At 74.5% G+C, this 19,805-nt stretch carries 19 protein-coding genes; 9 read left to right on the top strand and 10 right to left on the bottom strand.

Translation table 11 applies throughout. The features are described 5' to 3' along the window. Positions 1 to 220: 220 nt before the first annotated feature. Positions 221 to 1,813 (top strand): PucR family transcriptional regulator, encoded by a 1,593-nt coding sequence (locus ACWDRR_RS08435; RefSeq protein ID WP_449771389.1) that lies wholly within the window; start codon positions 221 to 223, stop codon positions 1,811 to 1,813. Positions 1,814 to 1,883: 70 nt separating this feature from the next. Here ACWDRR_RS08435 and ACWDRR_RS08440 read toward each other — a convergent pair whose 3' ends face one another. Beyond that, entirely contained in the window at positions 1,884 to 2,981 is a 1,098-nt protein-coding gene (locus ACWDRR_RS08440; protein ID WP_449771390.1) for an alpha/beta hydrolase, read from the bottom strand. A gap of 358 nt (positions 2,982 to 3,339) precedes the next feature. Between ACWDRR_RS08440 and ACWDRR_RS08445 the strand changes: the two genes are divergently transcribed. From ACWDRR_RS08445 to ACWDRR_RS08460, 4 genes are read left to right on the top strand one after another with little or no spacing between them, the layout of a single operon-like run. Beyond that, a complete protein-coding gene (locus ACWDRR_RS08445; RefSeq protein WP_449771391.1) occupies positions 3,340 to 4,359 on the top strand; it encodes a sugar ABC transporter substrate-binding protein in 1,020 nt (339 codons plus the stop codon). After that, positions 4,356 to 5,387 carry an ABC transporter permease gene (locus ACWDRR_RS08450; protein ID WP_449771392.1) on the top strand — a complete coding sequence of 344 codons (1,032 nt, stop codon included), beginning with the start codon at positions 4,356 to 4,358 and terminating at the stop codon, positions 5,385 to 5,387. The genes ACWDRR_RS08445 and ACWDRR_RS08450 overlap by 4 nt, the downstream gene beginning before the upstream one ends. Further along, positions 5,384 to 6,193, top strand: a complete 810-nt coding sequence (locus ACWDRR_RS08455; protein ID WP_449771393.1) for an ATP-binding cassette domain-containing protein — start codon at positions 5,384 to 5,386, stop codon at positions 6,191 to 6,193. The genes ACWDRR_RS08450 and ACWDRR_RS08455 overlap by 4 nt, the downstream gene beginning before the upstream one ends. Then, positions 6,190 to 7,296 (top strand): ROK family glucokinase, encoded by a 1,107-nt coding sequence (locus tag ACWDRR_RS08460; RefSeq protein ID WP_387887584.1) that lies wholly within the window; start codon positions 6,190 to 6,192, stop codon positions 7,294 to 7,296. The genes ACWDRR_RS08455 and ACWDRR_RS08460 overlap by 4 nt, the downstream gene beginning before the upstream one ends. A 102-nt stretch (positions 7,297 to 7,398) precedes the next feature. Here ACWDRR_RS08460 and ACWDRR_RS08465 read toward each other — a convergent pair whose 3' ends face one another. Further along, positions 7,399 to 8,226, bottom strand: coding sequence for a hypothetical protein (locus ACWDRR_RS08465; RefSeq protein WP_449771394.1), 828 nt, complete (start codon positions 8,224 to 8,226; stop codon positions 7,399 to 7,401). A 196-nt stretch (positions 8,227 to 8,422) separates the two neighbouring features. Between ACWDRR_RS08465 and ggt the strand changes: the two genes are divergently transcribed. The 3 genes from ggt (at position 8,423) to ACWDRR_RS08480 (ending at position 11,981) form a co-directional block, all read left to right on the top strand. Next, a complete protein-coding gene (gene ggt / locus ACWDRR_RS08470; RefSeq protein WP_449771395.1) occupies positions 8,423 to 10,210 on the top strand; it encodes a gamma-glutamyltransferase in 1,788 nt (595 codons plus the stop codon). 168 nt (positions 10,211 to 10,378) lie between these two features. Further along, positions 10,379 to 11,182: an exodeoxyribonuclease III gene (locus ACWDRR_RS08475; RefSeq protein ID WP_449771396.1), complete on the top strand. Its 804-nt coding sequence runs from the start codon at positions 10,379 to 10,381 to the stop codon at positions 11,180 to 11,182. A gap of 181 nt (positions 11,183 to 11,363) precedes the next feature. Further along, positions 11,364 to 11,981, top strand: a complete 618-nt coding sequence (locus ACWDRR_RS08480; RefSeq protein ID WP_449771397.1) for a hypothetical protein — start codon at positions 11,364 to 11,366, stop codon at positions 11,979 to 11,981. 80 nt (positions 11,982 to 12,061) lie between these two features. Here the strand turns inward: ACWDRR_RS08480 and ACWDRR_RS08485 are convergent, their stop codons facing one another. After that, on the bottom strand, positions 12,062 to 12,817 hold the full coding sequence (locus ACWDRR_RS08485) for a lysoplasmalogenase (protein WP_449771398.1): 756 nt from the start codon (positions 12,815 to 12,817) through the stop codon (positions 12,062 to 12,064). A gap of 226 nt (positions 12,818 to 13,043) precedes the next feature. Here ACWDRR_RS08485 and ACWDRR_RS08490 point away from each other — a divergent pair, with 226 nt between their 5' ends. After that, positions 13,044 to 14,747, top strand: a complete 1,704-nt coding sequence (locus ACWDRR_RS08490) for a DUF2398 family protein (protein ID WP_449771399.1) — start codon at positions 13,044 to 13,046, stop codon at positions 14,745 to 14,747. 3 nt (positions 14,748 to 14,750) lie between these two features. Here ACWDRR_RS08490 and ACWDRR_RS08495 read toward each other — a convergent pair whose 3' ends face one another. The 7 genes from ACWDRR_RS08495 to ACWDRR_RS08525 form a co-directional block, all read right to left on the bottom strand. Beyond that, positions 14,751 to 15,149: a type II toxin-antitoxin system VapC family toxin gene (locus ACWDRR_RS08495; protein ID WP_449771400.1), complete on the bottom strand. Its 399-nt coding sequence runs from the start codon at positions 15,147 to 15,149 to the stop codon at positions 14,751 to 14,753. After that, the gene (locus ACWDRR_RS08500; RefSeq protein WP_449771401.1) at positions 15,146 to 15,427 is read right to left on the bottom strand and encodes a hypothetical protein; all 282 of its coding nucleotides are present in this window, start codon (positions 15,425 to 15,427) and stop codon (positions 15,146 to 15,148) included. Before ACWDRR_RS08500 ends, ACWDRR_RS08495 begins: the two co-directional genes overlap by 4 nt. Before the next feature lie 40 nt (positions 15,428 to 15,467). Then, complete coding sequence (locus ACWDRR_RS08505) at positions 15,468 to 15,647, bottom strand: hypothetical protein (RefSeq protein ID WP_449771402.1); 180 nt, start codon at positions 15,645 to 15,647, stop codon at positions 15,468 to 15,470. A 176-nt stretch (positions 15,648 to 15,823) separates the two neighbouring features. After that, positions 15,824 to 17,461 carry a BCCT family transporter gene (locus ACWDRR_RS08510; RefSeq protein ID WP_449771403.1) on the bottom strand — a complete coding sequence of 546 codons (1,638 nt, stop codon included), beginning with the start codon at positions 17,459 to 17,461 and terminating at the stop codon, positions 15,824 to 15,826. Positions 17,462 to 17,677: 216 nt separating this feature from the next. Further along, on the bottom strand, positions 17,678 to 18,052 hold the full coding sequence (locus ACWDRR_RS08515; protein ID WP_449771404.1) for a MerR family transcriptional regulator: 375 nt from the start codon (positions 18,050 to 18,052) through the stop codon (positions 17,678 to 17,680). A gap of 82 nt (positions 18,053 to 18,134) precedes the next feature. Continuing rightward, positions 18,135 to 18,926, bottom strand: coding sequence for an alpha/beta fold hydrolase (locus ACWDRR_RS08520; RefSeq protein WP_449771405.1), 792 nt, complete (start codon positions 18,924 to 18,926; stop codon positions 18,135 to 18,137). Between the two features lie 223 nt (positions 18,927 to 19,149). After that, positions 19,150 to 19,800 carry a TetR/AcrR family transcriptional regulator gene (locus ACWDRR_RS08525; RefSeq protein ID WP_449771406.1) on the bottom strand — a complete coding sequence of 217 codons (651 nt, stop codon included), beginning with the start codon at positions 19,798 to 19,800 and terminating at the stop codon, positions 19,150 to 19,152. Positions 19,801 to 19,805 lie beyond the last annotated feature (5 nt).

Below are 19,805 nucleotides of genomic sequence, written 5' to 3' on the forward strand. Positions count from 1 at the left end.
TGGCATCCTGTACGTTCCTCTAAGGAGGACAATCTCGCAGCCCAGCTGTTTTCCGGGCGCTGTCTACGACCGTAATCCGGCCGTGATTCCCAAGCTATGGCCCCGTGATCCGGGCGTCCGTTGGGACGTAACACCGAGCACGGATGTTCGGGCACACTGTGTCCCCGGACCGAGCGCTCGGGCCCCCTCACCCTCACCCCAAGCCCGTTAGGAGTCCCGGATGCGTGTCCGCGACCTGCTCGCCCCCGGAGCCCCGAGACTGCGCCTGCTCGCGGCGGAGGACGAGCTCGACCGGCAGGTCAGCGGCGTCATGACCACGGACCTGCACGACCCCGGCCGCTACCTGCACGGCGGCGAGCTGGTGCTCACCGGCATGCTCTGGCGCACCGCGCCGGCCGACTCCGAGCGCTTCGTGCGGACCATCGTGGCCGGCGGCGCGGTCGCCCTCGCGGCCGGCGAGGCCGAGGTCGGGCCCGTCCCCGAGGACCTGGTCGAGGCGTGTCGCCGGCACCGGATGCCCCTGCTGGCGGTACCCGACGACATCGCCTTCGGCACCGTCACCGAGTTCATCGGCCGGCAGGTCTCCGCCGACCGCGCCGCCGACCTGGCCGCCCTGGTCGACCGGCACCGCCTGCTGGTCTCCGCGGCCGGCGGCGGCGGCCTGGACGCCGTCCTCGACCTGCTCGGCGGCGACCTCGACCTCGACTGCTGGGTGCTCACCCCCACCGGCGCGGTGATCGCCGGCCCGGTCGACCGGCTCTCCGCCGAGGACCGCGACCAGCTCGTCCGCGCCCACCTCGGCGCCCAGCGCCAGCGCCGCCGGCCCCCGCACCGCGCGCGGCTGGCCACCGGCTCCTACTCGCTGCTGCCCGCCCCGGCCGTCGCCGACACCCAGGCGCCGCTCGCCGACTGGGTGCTCGCGGTGGCCGGCGACGTCACCGAGTGGACCACCAAGCGCCAGCAGCTCGCCGAGAACCTGGCCCGGCTGGTCGCCGCCGAGCGCCAGCGCCGCGACGAGGGCCGCCGGCTGCGCCGCCGCCTCGCCGACGAGGTGCTGACCCTGCTCCACCGCGACGCCGACCCGGGCGAGATCAGCCGCACCCTGTACGCCTCGACCGCGATGGCCGCCCGCTACGAGAGCCCCGAGCCCAAGCCGCCGACGCCGGAGGGCTCCTGGCTGGTGCTCAGCGCCGAGGGCACCGGCCTGCCCGAGGGCGCGGTGCGCGCGATCCTGGAGGAAGCTCTCAACGGCACCACCGACCGCGCCCTGGTCGCCGGCGCGGGCACCGGCGCGGTGGTGGTGCTGCCCGCGCTGGACAGCGCGGTGCCCGCCGACACCCTGCGGGAGCTGCTCGCCCCGCTGGAGGCCGGCCTCGGTTCGGAGGGCCGGATCACCCTCGGCGTCTCGGCCCCCGCCCCCGAGGCGGGCGGTCTGCGCGGCGCCCTGGAGGAGGCCCGGCACGCCCGCCGGATCGCCGCCGCCCGGGTCGGCCGGGTCTGCGTGGCCGGCCCGGAGGAGCTGGCCTCGCACGTGCTGCTGCTGGCCGCCGTCCCCGACGAGGTCCGCCGGGCGTTCCGCAGCCGGCTGCTGGACAAGGTGATCGCCTACGACATCGAGCACCAGGCGGACCTGGTCCGCACCCTGGAGGCGTTCCTGCGCTCGGACGGCTCGTGGACCCGCTGCGCCGCCCAGCTGCACGTGCACGTCAACACGCTGCGCTACCGGATCGGCCGGATCGAGGAGCTGACCGGCCGGGACCTCTCCCGGTTGGAGGACCGCGTGGACTTCTACCTGGCCCTCGAACTGGCCTGAGCCCGCGCGCAGGGGCCCGCCACGGACGCCGGTGGCGTCGTGGCGGGCCCCTGCGCGCGGTGCGGCCCGGCTACGGCTGGGCGGGGATGATCGAGGTGAGCCACTGGAAGACGCCCGGCACCATGTTCTTCCAGACGTCGCTGGTGTGCGGCCCGGTGGTCTCCTGGACCTGGACGGTGGTCGGCGCCTTCGCGACGGCCGCGATCGCCTGGCCGTCCTCGTAGCCGTCGCCCTTGTTGCCGCTGATGTACAGGGCGACCTTCGGCGGCTGGGCGGCGGTCTTCACGATGGTGACCGGGTTGTTCGCCTCGCGCAGCTTGGCGTCCTTGCCGACCAGCGAGTCCTTCTCGACCGCCGGGTCGTTGTAGCCGGAGAGGCTGATGCCGGCCCGGTAGCGGTTGGGGTGGGCCAGCGACAGCTTGGTGGCGCAGTGGGCGCCGGCCGAGTAGCCGGCGACCGCCCAGCGGTCGGCCGACGGGTCGGCGCGGAAGTTGTCCAGCACCATCTGGGGGACGTCGCGGGTCAGCCAGGTGTCGGCGTTGACCCGGCCGGGCACGTCGGTGCAGCCGGCGTCGGTGGTGTTGCCCAGCAGCAGGGTGCGCGGCGAGATCAGGATGAACGGCGCCACCTTGCCCTCCTGCATCAGCGGCTTCAGCTGCTCGGAGACCTTGAGCGTGCCGTACCAGGTGGAGGACGAGCCGGGGAAGCCCGGGATCAGCTCGACGACCGGGAACTTCTTGTCCTTGAACGCCGGGTCGTGGTACTGCGGCGGCAGCCAGACCAGCACCTCGCCGTCCACACCCGACAGCTGGCCCTTGAGGTCGGTCTTCTGGACGTCGTTCGGCACCTTCGGGTCGTCCACGCTGCGGAACTGCTGCTGGACCTTGGGCGGCTGCTTGGCCGCGTCCCCGCCGCCCTGGGACCCGCCGGTGGCCCCGCCGCCCGCCTCGACCGGCACGGACGGCACGGCCCTGACGTGGTTGCCGGTGCCGAGCAGGTCGTCCCAGTTGCCGTAGATCAGGTTGGCGTTGTTGACCATGACGAAGACCGTCGTCACGGCGGTGATCTGGCAGAAGACGATCATGGCAAGCCTGGACAGGATCCGCACCGGCCTCGGTCCGCGCACCTTGCTCCAGAGCAGCAAGGCCACCGCGATGGAGATCGGCACGAGGATGATCGTGCAGATGAGGAATGGCGTGCCTGTCAGTTGCATCAAGTTCTCGTATCCGGGTTCAAAGCCGTCCGGGGCCCCACTCGCCCGGAACGCGCTCCAATGGCATCAGACGGCCGGGAACGCGGGATCGGTTGCCGTCCGAATCTGTAGGAAACCTGAGAGGAACATCACGTTTACGCGCTGATCCCTCTTCCGGGCCCGCACCAGTCTGCCACCCTGACGGCCCGCGCCCGGACGGTGCACCCAGCGGACTCCCAGGATTGCCCCGGGAGGGCACGATACCGCCCGGACGGACCCGGGCGGCGGGCGAGGCGGTGCAATCGCGCGTGCGGCGGGCAGCGAGACTATAGGGATGAGCACAACCCGCTTTCGCCCTTCCCGCCGGTTCCGGTCCGCCTGCGCCGTCCTCGCCGTGCTGGCCGCAGCGGCCGGCTGCAGCAGTACCGGAGGCCTCCGCGCCGAGCACGCCCGCAGCCAGGCCGCGGCCGCCGGCGGCAGCGCCGTCACCACCCCGCGCTGGAAGATCGCCATGGTGACCCACGCCGGAGCCGGTGACGCCTTCTGGGACACCGTGCGCAAGGGCGCCGAGCAGGCCGCCGCCAAGGACAACATCACCTTCCTGTACTCCAACGACGCCCAGACCCAGAACCAGGTCCAGCTGGTCCAGGCCGCCATCGACCAGAAGGTCGACGGGCTGCTGGTCACCCTCGCCAAGGGCGACGCGCTCGCCGACGTGCTCGGCAAGGCCAAGGCCGCCGGCATCCCGGTGATCACCGTCAACTCCGGCCAGGAGTACTCCGCCCGGTTCGGCGCGCTGACCCACATCGGCCAGGACGAGTCCACCGCCGGCCAGGCGGCCGGTGCCGAGCTCGCCGCGCGGGGGCGCAAGAACGTCCTCTGCGTGATCCACGAGCAGGGCAACGTCGGCCAGGAGCAGCGCTGCTCCGGCGCGCAGTCCAAGGCCGGCGGCGCCTTCCAGGTGCTCTACGTGGACGGCGTCAACATGCCCGACGCCCGGGCCGCGGTCTCCGCCAAGCTGCAGGCCGACCCGGGCATCGACACCGTGCTCACCCTCTCCGGCCCGATGGCCGCCACCGGGCTGCAGGCCATCCAGGACGCCCGCCGCACCGTCGAGCTCGACACCTTCGACCTGGGCACGCAGGTGGTGACCGGCCTCAAGTCCGGCACCGTCGGCTTCGCCGTCGACCAGCAGCCCTACCTCCAGGGCTACGAGGGCGTCGACCTGCTCTGGCTCTACCGCTCCAACCTGGACATGCTCGGCGGCGGCAAGCCCGTCCTGACCGGCCCGCAGATCCTCACCCGCGACAACGCCGACGCCCTCGCCGAGTACGTCGCGAGGGGGACGCGTTGAGCACCACCGACCTCCTCGTCCAGGACCGCCCGGCGGCCCTGCGGCGGCTGCTCGCCCGCCCGGAGCTGGGCGCGCTGATCGCCGCCGTCGCGGTCTTCCTGGTCTTCGCCGCCACCGCCGAACCGTTCCTGCGGGTCTCCTCGCTGGGCACCGTGCTGTACGCGGCCTCCACCATCGGGATCATGGCCGTCCCGGTCTCGCTGCTGATGATCGGCGGCGAGTTCGACCTGTCGGCCGGGGTGCTCGTCACCACCGCCGCGCTGACCTCGTCGATGGTCTCCTACCAGCTCACCGCCGTCACCTGGGTCGGCGTGCTGGTCTCGCTGCTGGTCACGCTCTCGGTCGGCGGCTTCAACGGCTGGATGCTCAGCCGGACGAAGCTGCCCAGCTTCATCGTCACCCTGGGCACCTTCCTGATGCTCACCGGCGCCAACCTCGGGATCACCAAGCTGGTCTCCGGCACCGTCTCGACCAAGCCGATCGGTGACATGGAGGGCTTCGGGGCCTGCCGCTGGCTGTTCGCCTCCGAGGTCACCGTCGGCGGGCTGACGATCAAGGCCACCGTCTGGTGGTGGCTCGGCCTGCTGCTGGTCGGCAGCTGGGTGCTGCTGCGGACCCGCTTCGGCAACTGGATCTTCGCGGTCGGCGGCGACGCGGCCGCGGCCCGGGCGGTCGGCGTACCCGTCGCCCGGACCAAGACCGTGCTCTACCTCGGCGTCGGCTTCGGCGCCTGGGTGCTCGGCCAGCACCTGCTCTTCTCCTTCGACACCGTGCAGTCCGGCGAGGGCGTCGGCAACGAGCTGATCTACATCGTGGCGGCCGTCATCGGCGGCTGCCTGATCACCGGCGGCTACGGCTCGGTGGTCGGCTCCGCGCTCGGCGCGCTGATCTTCGGCATGGCGAGCAAGGGCATCATCTACGCCCAGTGGAACCCCGACTGGTTCAAGTTCTTCCTGGGCGCGATGCTGTTGCTCGCGGCCCTGCTGAACACCTGGGTCAAGCGCCGCGCCGAACGGGGACCACGATGACCGAACTGCTCTCCCTCGAAGGCGTCGGCAAGACGTACGGCACCGTCCGGGCGCTCCAGGACGTCTCGCTGACCCTGCGGGCCGGCGAGATCAGCTGCGTGCTCGGCGACAACGGCGCCGGCAAGTCCACCCTGATCAAGATCATCGCCGGGCTGCACCAGCACGACGAGGGCCGCTTCACCGTCGGCGGCGAGGAGGTCCGCTTCGGCTCCCCGCGCGAGGCCCTGGACCGCGGCATCGCCACCGTCTACCAGGACCTCGCGGTCGTCCCGCTGATGCCGGTCTGGCGGAACTTCTTCCTCGGCTCCGAGCGGGGCCTGCGCCGCTGGGGCGGGCTGCGCCTGGACGCCGAGGGGATGCGCGCCACCACCCGGGAGGCGCTCGCCCGGATGGGCATCGACCTGCACGACGTCGACCGCCCGATCGGCACCCTCTCCGGCGGTCAGCGGCAGTGCGTGGCGATCGCCCGGGCCGTCCACTTCGGCGCCGAGGCGCTGATCCTGGACGAGCCGACGGCCGCGCTCGGCGTCAAGCAGTCCGGCGTGGTGCTCAAGTACGTCACCGCCGCCCGCGACGCCGGCCTCGGGGTGGTGCTGATCACCCACAACCCGCACCACGCCTACCTGGTGGGCGACCACTTCACCCTGCTCAAGCGGGGCCGGATGGCCGGCAGCCACCCGCGGGCGGAGATCGGCCTCGAACAGCTCACCACCGAGATGGCCGGCGGCTCCGACCTCGCCGAGCTCTCGCACGAGCTGGCCCGACCGCAGTCCAACGACACCCCTGAGGAGCGCCCGCAGCCGTGACCAGCCCCAACGCCGCCACCCGGCCACCGGTCCTGCCCAGCCTGCTCGGTCTCGGCCCGCGGGCCGAGCGCCGCCGCCGGGCCCTGCCCGCCAGCATCCTGCGGCTGCCCACCATCGGTGTCGACATCGGCGGCACCAAGGTGGTCGCGGGCGTGGTGGACGGCGAGGGCAAGGTGCTGGAGAAGCTGCGCACCGACACCCCCGACAAGAGCAAGAGCCCCCGGGTCGTCGAGGACGTCATCGTCGAGCTGGTGCTCGAACTCGCCGACCGGCACGACGTCCACGCGGTGGGCATCGGCGCGGCCGGCTGGGTCGACGCCGAGCGCTCCCGGGTGCTCTTCGCCCCGCACCTGAACTGGCGCAACGAGCCGCTCCAGCAGGCGCTCAGCGAGCGGCTGCGGTTCCCGGTGATCGTCGAGAACGACGCCAACGCGGCCGCCTGGGCCGAGTGGCGGTTCGGGGCCGGGCGCGGTGAGGACCTCATGGTGATGCTCACCCTCGGCACCGGCATCGGCGGCGCCGTCGTGCGCGACGGCTACGTCGACCGGGGCAAGTACGGGCTGGCGGGGGAGTTCGGGCACATGCAGGTGGTGCCCGGCGGCCACCGCTGCCCGTGCGGCAACCGGGGCTGCTGGGAGCAGTACTCCTCCGGCAACGCGCTGGTGCGCGACGCGCGCGAACTGGTCGCCGAGGAGTCGCCGGTGGTCCAGCCGCTGCTGGCCCGGGCCGGCGGCGTGGTCGAGGGCATCACCGGCCCGCTGGTCACCGAGGCCGCCCGGGCCGGCGATCCGACCGCCACCGAGCTGCTCTACGAGGTCGGCACCTGGCTCGGCGTCGGCATCGCCAACCTCGCGGCCGCCCTCGACCCGGGCCGCTTCGTGATCGGCGGCGGCGTCTCCGAGGCCGGCGACCTCCTCCTCGCGCCGGCCCGCGCCGCCTTCCGCCGCACCCTCACCGGCCGGGGCTTCCGCCCCGAGGCCACCATCGTGCACGCGGCCCTCGGCAACGAGGCGGGCCTGGTCGGCGCCGCCGACCTCGCCCGCCAGGTCGCCCGCCGCTTCCGCACCATCAAGCGCCGCCGGGTGGAGCGCGCGGTGCCGTAACGGGCGGTGCCGGGGTGGGCGGTGCCGGAGCGACGGGGTGGAACCGCGGAGTGGGAAGTCGGCCGGTCCGACGTCCCACTCCGCTTTCCGGTGCCGGGCCGGTCAGCCGGCCGACTTCCAGCGGTTGCGGCCGTCCGAGCCCGGGCCGCAGACCATCGGGGTGCCCGCCGTGGTCACGCCGGTCGCACCGGCCGGGGAGCAGAACGAGCCCGGGTGGACGGTGCCGGCACCGCCGCCGGCGGACGAGCCACCGGTGGCCGAACCGCCGGTGGAGGAGCTCCCGCCGGTGCTCGAACCGCCGCTGCTCGAACCGCCGGTGGAGGAGCCGCCTGTGCCGGACCCGCCGGTCGTCCCCGTGCCGGACCCGCCGGTCGTCCCGGTGCTTCCGCCGTCGGCGGGCCGGGTGGTGGGGGCCGCCGGGGTGGGCTTGGGCGCCTTCGACGTGGGAGCCGCCGGGGCCGGCGTCTCCGGGTGCGGCGCGGGCGGCGGCGTCACCGGCGCGGGGGCCTCCGCCACCGGCGGCGCGGTCACCACCGGGGCCGGTGCCGGCGGCTCGGTCGGGGTGGGGGTCGGTGTCGGGGTGGGGGTCGGGGTCTCGGTGGGCGTCGGCGTCCCGGTGGGGGACGGACCGGCACCGGTGGTCGCGACCGCCGGGACGGGCGGCTTCGCGGCCGGCTCCGGGTCGGCCACCGCACCGATCCAGACCAGGCAGCAGAACGCCGCCACCGCGCTGCTGAGCAGCTTCCGCCAGAGCGGCCTCGGCCAGGTCCAGGCGATGAGGAAGGCCGCGAACGGGAAGACGAGGAAGCTCGCGAGGTGGACGCCGCGCTGCTGCCACCAGGGGCGTCGGACCGGGTGGGCGGCGGCGGGGAACGGTGCTGGCGGAGCCGGGTACACGGGGATGACGCGTCCTTCGTGTGAGGAATCCATGACGTGCCCGCACAAGCTACCGTCCATATGATCACTTGTTCATGGCTTCACCTGTTCGCATTCGAAATGTGATCTCCCGCCCCCGGGTGCCGATCCGGCGGCACGTCAACTACCCGTTGGTAGCCGCAGTGCCCTGTTGTCCGGGCCATGCCTCCTGTGAAACAACGGAGTTGACGTCGACTCAGGAGGCCTCCGGATGAGAGCTCTGGCCCGAATCGCCCCGCCGCTCCTGCTTGCCACCGCTTTGGTCTGTTCCGCCGCCGGGCCGGCCGGGGCGGCGGCCCCGCCGCCCAAGGTGCCCGAGGCGGTGGGCTGGGGCGGCGCGGTGGCCAGCGTGGACGCCGACGCCACGGCCGCCGGGATCGAGGTGCTGCGCAAGGGCGGGAACGCGGTGGACGCCGCCGTCGCCGTGGCGGCGGCGCTCGGCGTCACCGAGCCGTACTCGGCCGGCATCGGCGGTGGCGGGTACTTCGTCTACTACGACCACGACAGCGGCCGGGTGTACACCATCGACGGCCGCGAGACGGCCTCCCGGACGGCCGACGAGACGCTCTTCCTGGAGGGCGGCAAGCCGCTGGCGTTCGCGGACGCCGTCACCAGCGGGCTGTCGATCGGCGTGCCCGGCTCCCCGGCGACCTGGGAGACGGCCGTGCGGCAGTGGGGCAAGCGCTCCTTCGACGACGCGCTGAAGCCCGCCCGGCGGATCGCCGAGCAGGGCTTCACCGTCGACCAGACCTTCCAGGACCAGACCGCGCTCAACCAGGACCGGTTCAAGGACTTCCCCGCGACGGCGAAGCTCTTCCTGCCCGGCGGCAAGCTCCCCGCCGTCGGCTCCACCTTCCGCAACCCCGAGCTCGCCGCCACCTACCGCCAGTTGGGCGCCCAGGGCACCGCCGCGCTCTACCGGGGCGACCTCGGCGCCGACATCGTCCGGACCATCCAGCACCCGCCGGTGGACCCGGCCTCCGGGCGCAACGCCCGCCCCGGCAAGGTGGACGCCGCCGACCTGGCGGCCTACCAGGTCCGCCGCCAGCAGCCCACCCACGTCGCCTACCGCGACTACGACCTCTACTCGATCGCCCCCTCCAGCTCCGGCGGCACCACCGTCGGCGAGGCGCTGGGCATCCTGGAGGACGGCGACGTCGCCCGGTACGACGGCACGCAGTACTACCACCACTTCCTGGAGGCCTCCCGGATCTCCTTCGCCGACCGCAACCGCTGGGTCGGCGACCCGGCCTTCAACGACGTGCCGACCAAGGAGCTGCTCTCCCCGCGGTACGTCGCCTCCCGGGCCTGCCTGATCAGCCCCGACCGGGCGCTCACCAGCCCGCTCGCCCCCGGCGACCCGCGCCACCCGGCCGACTGCGCGAGCACCGGGGTGGCCCAGTCCGAGCCGTACGAGGGCCTGAGCACCAGCCACCTGACGGTGGCCGACCGCTGGGGCAACGTCGTCTCGTACACCCTCACGCTGGAGCAGACCGGTGGCAGCGGCATCACCGTCCCCGGCCGGGGCTTCCTGCTCAACAACGAGCTGACCGACTTCAACTTCACCCCGCTGACCCCCGGCGTGCCCGACCCCAACCTGGCCGGACCGGGCAAGCGCCCGCGCTCCTCGCTCTCGCCGACCATCGTGCTGCGCGACGGCGAGCCCGTGCTGGCGGCCGGCTCGCCCGGCGGCGCGACCATCATCACCACCACGCTGCAGGTGCTGCTCGGCCGGCTGGACCGGGGGCTGACCCTGGAGCAGGCGATCGCCGCGCCGCGGGCCAGCCAGCGCAACACGGCCGCCACCCAGGCCGAGCCGGCCTTCCTGGCCCTGCCCGAACGGGCCCGGCTGGAGGCGCTGGGGCATGTGTTCGCCGGTACGCCCGAGATCGGCGCCGCGACCGGCGTCGAGCGCCTGCCGGACGGCCGCTGGGTGGCGGCCGCCGAGCCGGTGCGCCGCGGGGGCGGCGCCGCGGCGGTGGTGCGCCCCGCACCCTGAGGTCGCGCGCCCTGAGGTCGCGTGCCCCGAGGGCACGCGCCCCGAGATCCCGTGCCCGGGGCCCCGCCGCGGCGGGGCCCCGGGCCTGTCGGTGCCGGGCGGTAGATTCGGGGTGGGCGTCCTGCCGGGCGCCCGCCCTCGTCCGTACCACCGGGAAGGCCGCCCTCCGTGACCGTCCGCATCGCCACCTGGAACATCAACTCCGTCACCGCGCGGCTGCCCAAGCTGCTGGAATGGCTGGAGAGCGCCAAGCCGGACGTGCTCTGCCTCCAGGAGCTCAAGTGCTCCACGGACGCCTTCCCCCACGAGCCGGTCCGCGAGCTCGGCTACGAGACCGCCGCGCACGGCACCGGCCGGTGGAACGGCGTGGCCATCGTCTCCCGGATCGGCCTGGCGGACGTGGTGCGCGACCTCCCCGGCCAGCCCGGCTACCTCGCCGACGACGCCCTGCTGCCCGATGTCGAGCCGCGCGCCGTCGCGGCGACCTGCGGCCCGGTCCGGGTCTGGTCGGTCTACGTGCCCAACGGCCGCGAGGTGGACCACGCCCACTACCGCTACAAGCTGGAGTGGCTGGAGGCCCTGCGCCTCGCCTCGCTGGAGGACGCCGCGGGTGAGCGCCCCTTCGCCGTCCTCGGGGACTTCAACATCGCCCCGACCGACGAGGACGTCTTCGACGTGGCGGCCTTCGAGGGCCTGACGCACGTCACCCCCGCCGAGCGCGCCGCCCTCGCCGCCCTCGGCGAGGCCGGCCTCCAGGACGTCGTGCCCCGCCCGCTGAAGTACGACCGCCCCTACACCTACTGGGACTACCGCCAGCTGGCCTTCCCGAAGAACCGGGGCATGCGGATCGACCTCACCTACGCCAACAAGCCCTTCGCCGACGCCGTCACGGACAGCTACGTGGACCGCGAGGCCCGCAAGGGCAAGGGGACGTCGGACCACGCCCCGGTCGTGGTCGACCTGGACCTCTGATCCCGGCGGGCCCGTGGCCGAGCCCGGCGTCACGCCCCGTAGCGGGGTCTCGCCCGAACGGTCCAGAGCGGTGGCCGGGCGCCGGGTGTGTGCCTACCGTCGGTGAATGACTGGGTGTAGTTGTTCGATCACGTGGACTTCGGAGTCCCCGGCTGCGCCCGAGAATCCCGGAGGTTCCGGTATGCGCCCCACGCGTACGGCCGCCGCCGCCCTGATCGGCGCGACGGTGCTGACCGGCCTGACGGCCCCCCTCGCGCTGGCCAAGGACGGCGCCGCCACGGTCAGCCCGTCCCAGGCCGCACCGGGCCAGACCGTGACGGTCACGGTCTCCTGCGAGAAGTCCGACAAGCCCGACGCCAAGACCATCACCGCGAGTTCCCAGGCCTTCGAGGGCGGCCCGGCCACCCTCACCCTGGGCTCGGACGGCCGGCACACCGGCTCCGCCCGGCTGGCGAGCAAGGCCGGCGGCGACAGCAAGGTCGACGGCACCTGCCCCGACGGCGGCGCCTTCTCGACCAGCGTCACGGTGACCACCGTCGCCGCGTCCTCCTCCGGAGCCTCCTCCTCGCCCGGCCAGAGCCTCGGCGAGTGGGGCAAGGCGGCCGGGGAGTGGGCCGGTTCGCTCGGCCAGTCCGGCGCGGGCAGCCAGCAGGTCGCCCCGCACGGCGCGGTGCAGACCGGCCTGGGCGGTTCGGTCGCGGCCGACCCCGCCGAGCTGGCGGGCGGCGCGGCGCTGGTCGTCGGCGGCATCGGCGGCTTCTGGCTGCTGCGTCGGCGCGGTGGCGCCGGGTCCGCCTGAAGGCCCCGCGCCCCGAGGCGCCGCACCGCGTCCGACCACCGGTACCGCCGGACCCCCGGGTCCGGCGGTACCGGCACGTGTCAGAGCGCCGCGGCCGGAGTCGCGAAGCCCCCGGGCCTCCCGGGCGCCGGGGCCGCCCGGTCCTCCTCGGGAGTCTCCGCGGCGCTCAGGAGGCCGGTGGCCAGCAGGTACTGGGCCAGGATGTACGTCGACATGATCCAGAACTGATGCCCCGGCAGCTCGCGCCACTTGGCCAGCTTGGTGGCGATCAGGGTGTCGGAGAGCAGGAAGAGCGCCCCGCCCAGACCGGTCCGCCACCCGAGCCCGGCCGAGGTGACGGCGGTCGAGGCGAGCAGCAGGCTGTACCCGGCCACCGGGGCCCGGAGGTCCCCGAGGTCCGGCCAGAGCCGGCCCACCATCACCGCCCAGGCCGTCGCGTACGCCGCCGAGACCACCAGCGCCCGCCGCCGGTCCGTCAGCGCCCCCTGGCGGACGAACATCGTCACGTAGCAGACGTGCGCGGCCGCGAAGGAGCCCATGCCGGCCAGGAACGCGGTGTCGTCGCCGAGCTGGAGCAGGACGTCCCCGGCGCCGCTGAGCAGCAGCGCGGGCGCCAGCAGCTTCGGCGCCTCCTGCGAGGCCGCGGCGGCCGCCGTGACGCTGTGCGCGGCCAGCAGCGGCATCAGGGCCGGCTTGGTGGCGTGCCGCAGGGCGGGGGTGTCGGTGAGGATCGCGCCCAGATGGGCGGCCGAGGTGGCGGCGAAGCCGGTGAGCAGCCCGGTGGCGGCGCGCAGGCGCCCGCCGAGAACGGCGCGGGTGGTCGTACGGATGCTCATGCGGCGGTGTCCTCCGGGGGGTGGGGGCGTTCGTCCGCACCCTAGGCGACCGGGCCCGTCGGGGGAAAGGGCTTGTTACCCGCGCGTAGCCCGGGGTGCGCCGACCGGGCGGGCGGCCGTCGACCGGTGCCGGGCCCCGCCCGGCCGGCAGTCCTCCGGCCAATTCGCGGTGAGGTCCGGTTGCTGCCACCGGCGGCCGCGCCCACCGTCTAGTCTGGTCCACGACATGGAGCAGCAGGAGTACGCGGCCGGCACCACGCGGGTGGCCGGCGGCACGGCGGACGGGCGCACGGGCGGGGCGGGGCAGGGCACCACCGTCGCCGTCGTCGCCGTACGCGAAGCCGGTCCTGACGCTCCGCAGGAGTCCGCACCCGCCGCCGCGCTCTCGCCCGACCCGGGGCTGCTCCGGCTCGCCCACTGGTTCGCCGAGGCCGATCCCGCCACCGCCGACGACCTCTGCGTGGCCTCCTTCGGCCTCTACCCGGCCCGCCACTTCGGCGTCCCCGCCGAGCCGGTCACCGGCCCGGAGGGCGCGGCGGCCGCCGCCGCCGTCAGCTGGTGGCACGGCCCCACCGCGCACGCCCCCGCCGCACTACGGGTGCGCGAGCCGCGGCCGGCGCGCCGCCAGCGCCGGGCCCGGCAGGGCGAGGGCGCGCCGCCCGTCGTCCTCTCAGGTGCCAAGCCGGGCCTGCCCGGGAAGCACCGCAAGCCCGAGCCGGCCCGTTCGGCCGCCGCTCCGCAGGACCGCTCCGCCGCCGCCGAGCGCCGGATCGCCGCCCGCCTGCTGCTCGCCCACCCGCTGGTCACGGCCTCCGGGCCGCACGCCGACGGCTTCCCGCTGATCCGGCGTCACCGCGACTGGCTGACCGGCCAGTTCGACACCCTGCTCGGCTACCGCCTGGTGGTCGGCCCCTGGCACGCCCGCCTGTGCAAGGCCGGGCTGGGCCCCGGCGCCGCCCGCCGCCTCGAACACCCCGGCACCGGGGCCCCGTTCACCCCCGGCGGGTACACCCAGCTCGCCCTCGCACTGGCCCTGCTGGTGGACGCCCCCGAGCAGCTCCCGCTCGGCCGCCTGCTGGCGGCGATGCGGGACACCGCCCCCGGCCCGGCCGCCGCGCCCGCCGACCTCGCCATGGCGCTGGCCGCGCTGGCCGACTGGCAGGTGCTCGGCGAGATACCCGCCGACCAGGCGGAGGAGGGCGTCGTCCTGACGGTCGACCGGGAGCTCGCCCGCGCCGTTCCCGCCGGGCCGCCCGCCCTCGGCGCCGACGCCGCCGACCTGATCCGCCGCGCCACCGAGGCCGATCCCGGGACCGCCGTCCGCCGCCGCCTCGCCGAGACCCCGGCCGTGCTCGCCGCCGACCTGCCCCAGGAGCAGCGCGACTGGCTCGACCTCCACCGCCGGACCGGCCCGGCCGCGCTCGCCGAGTTCCTCGGCCTGGAGGCCGAACTGCGGGCGGAGGGCGTCGCCCTGCTCGACCCCGCCGACGAGCTCACCGACCTCGCCCTGCCCGGTACCGGCACCCTCGCCCAGGCCGCCCTGCTGCTGGTCGAGCGCCTGGTCGAGGAGGTCCGCCCGCTGCCCGGCGAGGCCACCGGTGCGGACGTCCCGATCCCGGACGCGCTGATAGACGGCGTCCTCGGGGACATCGCGGACGAGTACGGCCTCCCGGCCCGCTGGCGCCGCGACTACCTCGCCGACCGCACCGCGCTGCGCCGCGACGCCCTCGACCTGCTGCACCGGATGGGCCTGATCACCCGTGCGCCCCGCGGTACCCGCCCGCCGGGCTGGCTGCTCCGCGCCCCCGCCGCCCGCTACGCGCCCGCGCCCGACCTGCTGCCGGCTCCCGGGACGGGCCGGCACTCCCGGCGGGAGGCCCCGGCGGTCGTCCCCGGGCCGGCCGGGCCCCGGGCGGAGCAGCGGGCCTGAGGGTCAGAGCCGGGCGACCCTGAGGCGTCCGCCGGAGATGCGTTCGATGTCGTCGACGTCCGAGGTGTAGACGACGACCCTGCCCCGCTGTCGAAGCGCGACGGCCACCAGCGCCGCGTCGATCGCGTACTTGTGGCCGTGCAGCCCGGCGTCCCGAAGGAGGACGAGTGCTTCCTCGGCGACTTCCTGGGTGACCGGCTCGACCACGATGCGAGAGAGGGTCCGGCTCCAGGCGGCCTTGTTGATGCGCTCGTGCTTCGCTTCGATCATGGTCATCGCGCTGGTGACGACTCGGATGCCGCTCCGTGCCGCGTCCTTGAGCCGCGCGCCCATGGGGGTGGCACCCAGGGCGCCTTGGGACAGGCCCTCGGAGTCGAGGACATAGACGAGGTCGGCGCTCAACCGGCCCGCCGTTCCTGCTCCGGCGAGCGCGCCTCACGGGCGGCGAACCAGGCCTCGTGGTCACGCCGCTCGGCTTCGGCCTCGCGCAGTGCTTCCTCGGGAACCGGGCCGTACTCGGACTCCCACCAGCCGACCAGCTCGTTCAGTCGGTCCCGCTCGGCCTGGTGCTCTATGGCCTGCGTGACGTAGCGGCTGAATTCGCCCGGCCCGACCTTGGCGCGGATCTGTTCCGCGAGCTTCTCGGGCAGAGTCACGGTGTACTTCTTGGTCATGGCCATACCAGTGACCATACCACGAGTCGATGTGGCGCCGGTCACATCATCGTCTGGCGGTGGCCGCCGTGAGGGGGCCGTGCTGGACGGTCTCGACGGTGGCTCCCACACCCAGGGTGCCGAGGGCGACGGAGGCGAGAACGGCGGCACAGGCCAGGAAGCGGCGGTGGCGCTGGGGGAGCGGGAAGCGCGGGTCCTGGAGGGTCGCCGGAGGGTTGGCGTTCATGTCAGAGAGCGTTCCAGGGCGGCGTGAACGAGCGCTACGCGCGGGTGAAGTCCGGATGGGGGCTGGGCGTCGGTTCGTGCCGACAGGGCCGGTGGGCGCCGGGCCCCACCCCGGGGCGGGGGTGGGGCGGCCGGGCCGGCGGGGCCCTGCGGCGGGGCCGGTCCGCCGGGGCCGGTTCACTCGGACGGCGGTCGCGGGCCCCGCCCGGCGGAGGCCATCGCCTCGCCGACGGCGACCCGGACGGCGTCCCGCAGGCCGTGTGCGGCGTGGAAGCGGGAAGGCCCGGCCGCCGGGTCCTCGCGCAGCTCCTTCACCAGGGCGAGGCAGAGCAGCAGCATCACCACGACGAACGGCAGCGCGACCAGGATGGTGGCGTTCTGCAGCGCGGTGAGCCCGCCGGCGAGCAGCAGCGCGGCGGCCACGCCGCCCATCAGCACGCCCCAGACCACCACCAGCCAGGTGCGCGGGTGCAGCGAGCCGCGGCTGGAGAGCGAGCCGAGGACGAGCGAGGCGGAGTCGGCGCTGGTGATGAAGAAGGTCATCACCAGCAGGACCGCGATCACGCTGGTCACCGAGCCGAGCGGGAGCGCGCGCAGCATCTCGAACAGCGACGCCTCGGCCCCCTGCGGGATGGTGGCCACCAGGTCGGCCTCGCCGGTGGAGTTCAGCCGGATCGCCGTCCCGCCCATCACGCAGAACCAGACCACCGTCGCCCCGCTGGGCACCAGCAGCACACCGGTCAGGAACTGCCGGATGGTCCGGCCGCGCGAGATCCGGGCGATGAAGGTGCCGACGAACGGCGCCCAGGAGAGCCACCAGGCCCAGTAGAAGATCGTCCAGGTGCCGAGCCAGCCCTCGTCGGTGAAGGCGCCGGTCTGGGTCGACATGTCGAGCAGGTCGGAGAGGTAGCCGCCGACGGTGGACGGGATGGCGTCCAGCACGAAGACGGACGGGCCGAACACGAAGACGAAGGCCATGATCAGCGAGGCCAGCACGACGTTCGAGGTGGAGAGCCACTTGACGCCCTTGTGCACGCCGGAGAAGGCGGAGAGGACGAAGGCGGCGGTCAGCGAGCCGATGATGACCAGCTGGGTGCGCTCGGTGTTCTCGACGGAGGAGATGAAGCCGAGGCCGTCCGCCACCTGGAGGGCGCCCAGGCCCAGACTGGTCGCCGAGCCGAAGACGGTGGCGAACACCGCGAGCAGGTCGATCGCCCGGCCGGGCCAGCCGTCCGCGCCGCGCTGCCCGATCAGCGGGACGAAGGCGGCGGAGATCCGGTTGCCCCGGCCTTTGCGGAAGGTCGTGTAGGCGAGCGCCAGGCCGCCGACCGCGTAGATCGCCCAGGGGTGCAGGGTCCAGTGGAAGAGCGAGAACTCCAGCGCCTGCTGGGCGGCGGCCGGGCTCTGCGGCTCCAGGCCGGAGCCGGGCTGCGGGGCGGCGTACAGCTGGAGCGGCTCGCCGACGCCGTAGAACATCAGGCCGATGCCCATGCCGGCGCTGAACATCATCGCCACCCAGGCGAGGGTGGAGAACTCGGGCTCGTCGTCGTCGCGGCCGAGCCGGATCCGGCCGAAGCGGCTGAACGCCAGCAGGACGGTGAGCACGAGGAAGACGTCGGCGGCGACCACGAACAGCCAGCCGAAGTTGTGCAGGACCCAGCTGAGCGCGGTGCCGGACGTGTCGCCGAGCGAGTCCGCGGCGAAGACGCCCCAGGCGACCACCCCCAGCACCAGGACGGCACTGACGCCGAACACCGTCCGGTCGACGGGGAGGGTCGCGGCGGGTTCGTCGGGGCCTGGTGGCTGACTGCTCATGAAGGTCCTTCTCCTGGCGTACCGGACGGTCGGCGGCATGATCGAAAAGTTGATACATGTCGTACTATGTCCAGTCCTTGGGCGGAGCCGGTGGAGGGCACGCCGAGGAGGGCCGAGCAGCCGGGACCGCCGGCCCGGTGGCCGGTCGGTGCGGTCGGTCGGTGCGAGGGGCCGGTCGGTGCGGCCGGTCGGTGCGGCCGGGAGGGTGGTGGGCCGTCAGGCGGCGGCGTACGCGCGGGTGACCGGACGGGTCGTGTCCAGGTAGCCGGCCAGGGCCTGCCGGCTGCGGGTCAGCTCGGCGATGCGGGCGTCGAGATCGGCGAGCTCGCCGCGCAGGGTGGCCAGCAGGTCCGGGCAGGCCTCCAGCGCCGGGACGGGGCCGCTGGCGCACGGCAGGATCTCGGCGATCACCCGGGTGGCCAGGCCCGCCGCCAGCAGGCTGCGGATCTGCCGCACCCGGATCTGGGCGTCCTCGCCGTACTCGCGGTAGCCGGCGGCCGACCGGTCCGGTGCGAGCAGCCCCTGCTCCTCGTAGTACCGCAGCAGGCGGGTGGACACCCCGGTCAGGCGGGCGAGTTCTCCGATGCGCATGACCGGACGAACGCCCGCCCGGGCCGGGCTGTTCCCGGCCGGCCGCCGGGTCCGCTGCTCCGGCCACCCGCTCCTGCCGCTGCTACCGCTGTTGGCCGGCCACGAAGTCCAGCACCAGCTTGCGCAGTTCGGGCAGCCGCTCGACCATCGGGAGGTGGCCGCCGGCGAGTTCGACCAGTCGGGCGCCCGGGATGCCCTCGGCCAGGGTGCGGTGCTGGTCGGGCGGGACCAGCATGTCCTCGGTGGTGCTGACCACCAGCGTCGGCACGGCGACCCCGGCCAGGTCGCCGCGCACGTCCACCCGGCCGGCCAGGCCGAACTGCTGCCGGAAGGCCGCCGGGACGGGGGCGAGCAGACCGGCGTGCAGGCCCGCGAGCTGCTCGGCGGTGAGCGCGTTGACCCAGCTCCGGCCGAAGACGGCCGCGAGTGAGAAGCGCGCCAGCAGCTCCGGGTGGTCGGCCAGCCCGACGACCAGCTCGGCGGTGAGGCGGAGCCGGTGGTCGCCGCCGGCCACACCCGCGAGCAGCAGCAGCGAGCGCACCCGCGCCGGGTGCCGGGTGGCGGCGCGGACGGCGACGGCGGCGCCGAGCGAGTAGCCGGCCAGGTCGAAGCTCTCCAGGCCCTCCTCGACGGCGGTCGCGACCAGACGGTCCGCCAGCTCGTCGAGCGAAGGTCCGGCCGGCTCGTACGGGGTGTCGCCGGAGCCGGGGAAGTCGGGTGCGACGACGGTGCGGTGGGCGGCGAGGTCGTCCAGCAGCGGTCCCCAGTTGTCCCGGGCGCTGCCGCCGGCGCCGTGGGCCAGCAGGAGGCCGGGCCCGGAGCCGCGGACGGTCCTGGCCAGCGGGGGCGGGGTGGTGGTGGGCTGTTCCGTCATGGCGGGGGCTCCTGTTCGGCCGTGGCTGTCTCGGTGTCCAGCACGGTAGGAGTTCACACCGGTGTGAAGGTCAAGCGAGGGAGTGCCGGCCCGTCCGGGCCGCGGGCGCGCGCGACCGACCGACCGCGCGGCACCGCACGGCCCGACGGCGGCCTTTCCGACCGCGCGGGCGGTCCGTTCGACGCGGTGGTGGTCCACCCGGGGACGGCGGGCCCGACGTGCCTCAGACGGTGGGCCGGACTTCGTGCGGGGCCGGGTACGGCGTCTCGTACGGGGTCAGCACCAGCCGCACCACGTCCTCCAGCCGCCGCCGGGCGTCGCCGAGCGTGGTGCGGCCGGTCACCCAGGCGGTCAGCTCGCCCTGCCAGGCGTGGCCGACGATGTGCCGCACCAGATCGCTCGCGGCGGCCGGCACCTCGGCCATCACCGCCTGGAGCGCGGTGCTGTCGGCCCGGGCCATGCCCTGCAGCGCCTCGCTGGCGAAGGGGTCGGTGGAGGCGGCGACGGCCACCCGGAGCCGGGCCAGTTCGGGCTGGCGCTGGTAGGCCCGCATGCCTCCGCGCACGAAGCGCACCACCCGGTCGGTGGCCCCCAGCCCGGCCCGGGGCCCGCGCAGCTCCGCCACCAGGTCGGCCAGCAGCAGCCGGTGCCACTCGGCGATGGCCGCGGCCAACAGGTGGTCCTTGGAGGAGAAGTAGCGGTACGCCGTTCCGAGGGCGACTCCGGAGCGCTCGCAGACCTGCTTCATCTGCAGCCGCTCGACACCGATCTCGTTCACCAGGGCGAGCGCGGCCGCGATCAGGGACTCGCGGCGTTCGAGCTGACGTGGAGACATCGCCTCCACCGGTCGTGGTGACAGGTCAACCTTGGTCACCCGCA

The sequence above is a fragment of the Kitasatospora sp. NPDC003701 genome, assembly GCF_053587085.1.

Coding starts and splice junctions, on each gene's coding strand:
- ACWDRR_RS08510 (WP_449771403.1), bottom strand. CDS start 17,461: ATGAGCAGTCAGCCACCAGGCCCCGACGAACCCGCCGCGACCCTCCCC.
- ACWDRR_RS08455 (WP_449771393.1), top strand. CDS start 5,384: ATGACCGAACTGCTCTCCCTCGAAGGCGTCGGCAAGACGTACGGCACC.
- ACWDRR_RS08485 (WP_449771398.1), bottom strand. CDS start 12,817: ATGAGCATCCGTACGACCACCCGCGCCGTTCTCGGCGGGCGCCTGCGC.
- ACWDRR_RS08435 (WP_449771389.1), top strand. CDS start 221: ATGCGTGTCCGCGACCTGCTCGCCCCCGGAGCCCCGAGACTGCGCCTG.
- ACWDRR_RS08480 (WP_449771397.1), top strand. CDS start 11,364: ATGCGCCCCACGCGTACGGCCGCCGCCGCCCTGATCGGCGCGACGGTG.
- ACWDRR_RS08515 (WP_449771404.1), bottom strand. CDS start 18,052: ATGCGCATCGGAGAACTCGCCCGCCTGACCGGGGTGTCCACCCGCCTG.
- ACWDRR_RS08520 (WP_449771405.1), bottom strand. CDS start 18,926: ATGACGGAACAGCCCACCACCACCCCGCCCCCGCTGGCCAGGACCGTC.
- ACWDRR_RS08500 (WP_449771401.1), bottom strand. CDS start 15,427: ATGGCCATGACCAAGAAGTACACCGTGACTCTGCCCGAGAAGCTCGCG.
- ggt (WP_449771395.1), top strand. CDS start 8,423: ATGAGAGCTCTGGCCCGAATCGCCCCGCCGCTCCTGCTTGCCACCGCT.
- ACWDRR_RS08505 (WP_449771402.1), bottom strand. CDS start 15,647: ATGAACGCCAACCCTCCGGCGACCCTCCAGGACCCGCGCTTCCCGCTC.
- ACWDRR_RS08490 (WP_449771399.1), top strand. CDS start 13,044: ATGGAGCAGCAGGAGTACGCGGCCGGCACCACGCGGGTGGCCGGCGGC.
- ACWDRR_RS08465 (WP_449771394.1), bottom strand. CDS start 8,226: ATGGATTCCTCACACGAAGGACGCGTCATCCCCGTGTACCCGGCTCCG.
- ACWDRR_RS08445 (WP_449771391.1), top strand. CDS start 3,340: ATGAGCACAACCCGCTTTCGCCCTTCCCGCCGGTTCCGGTCCGCCTGC.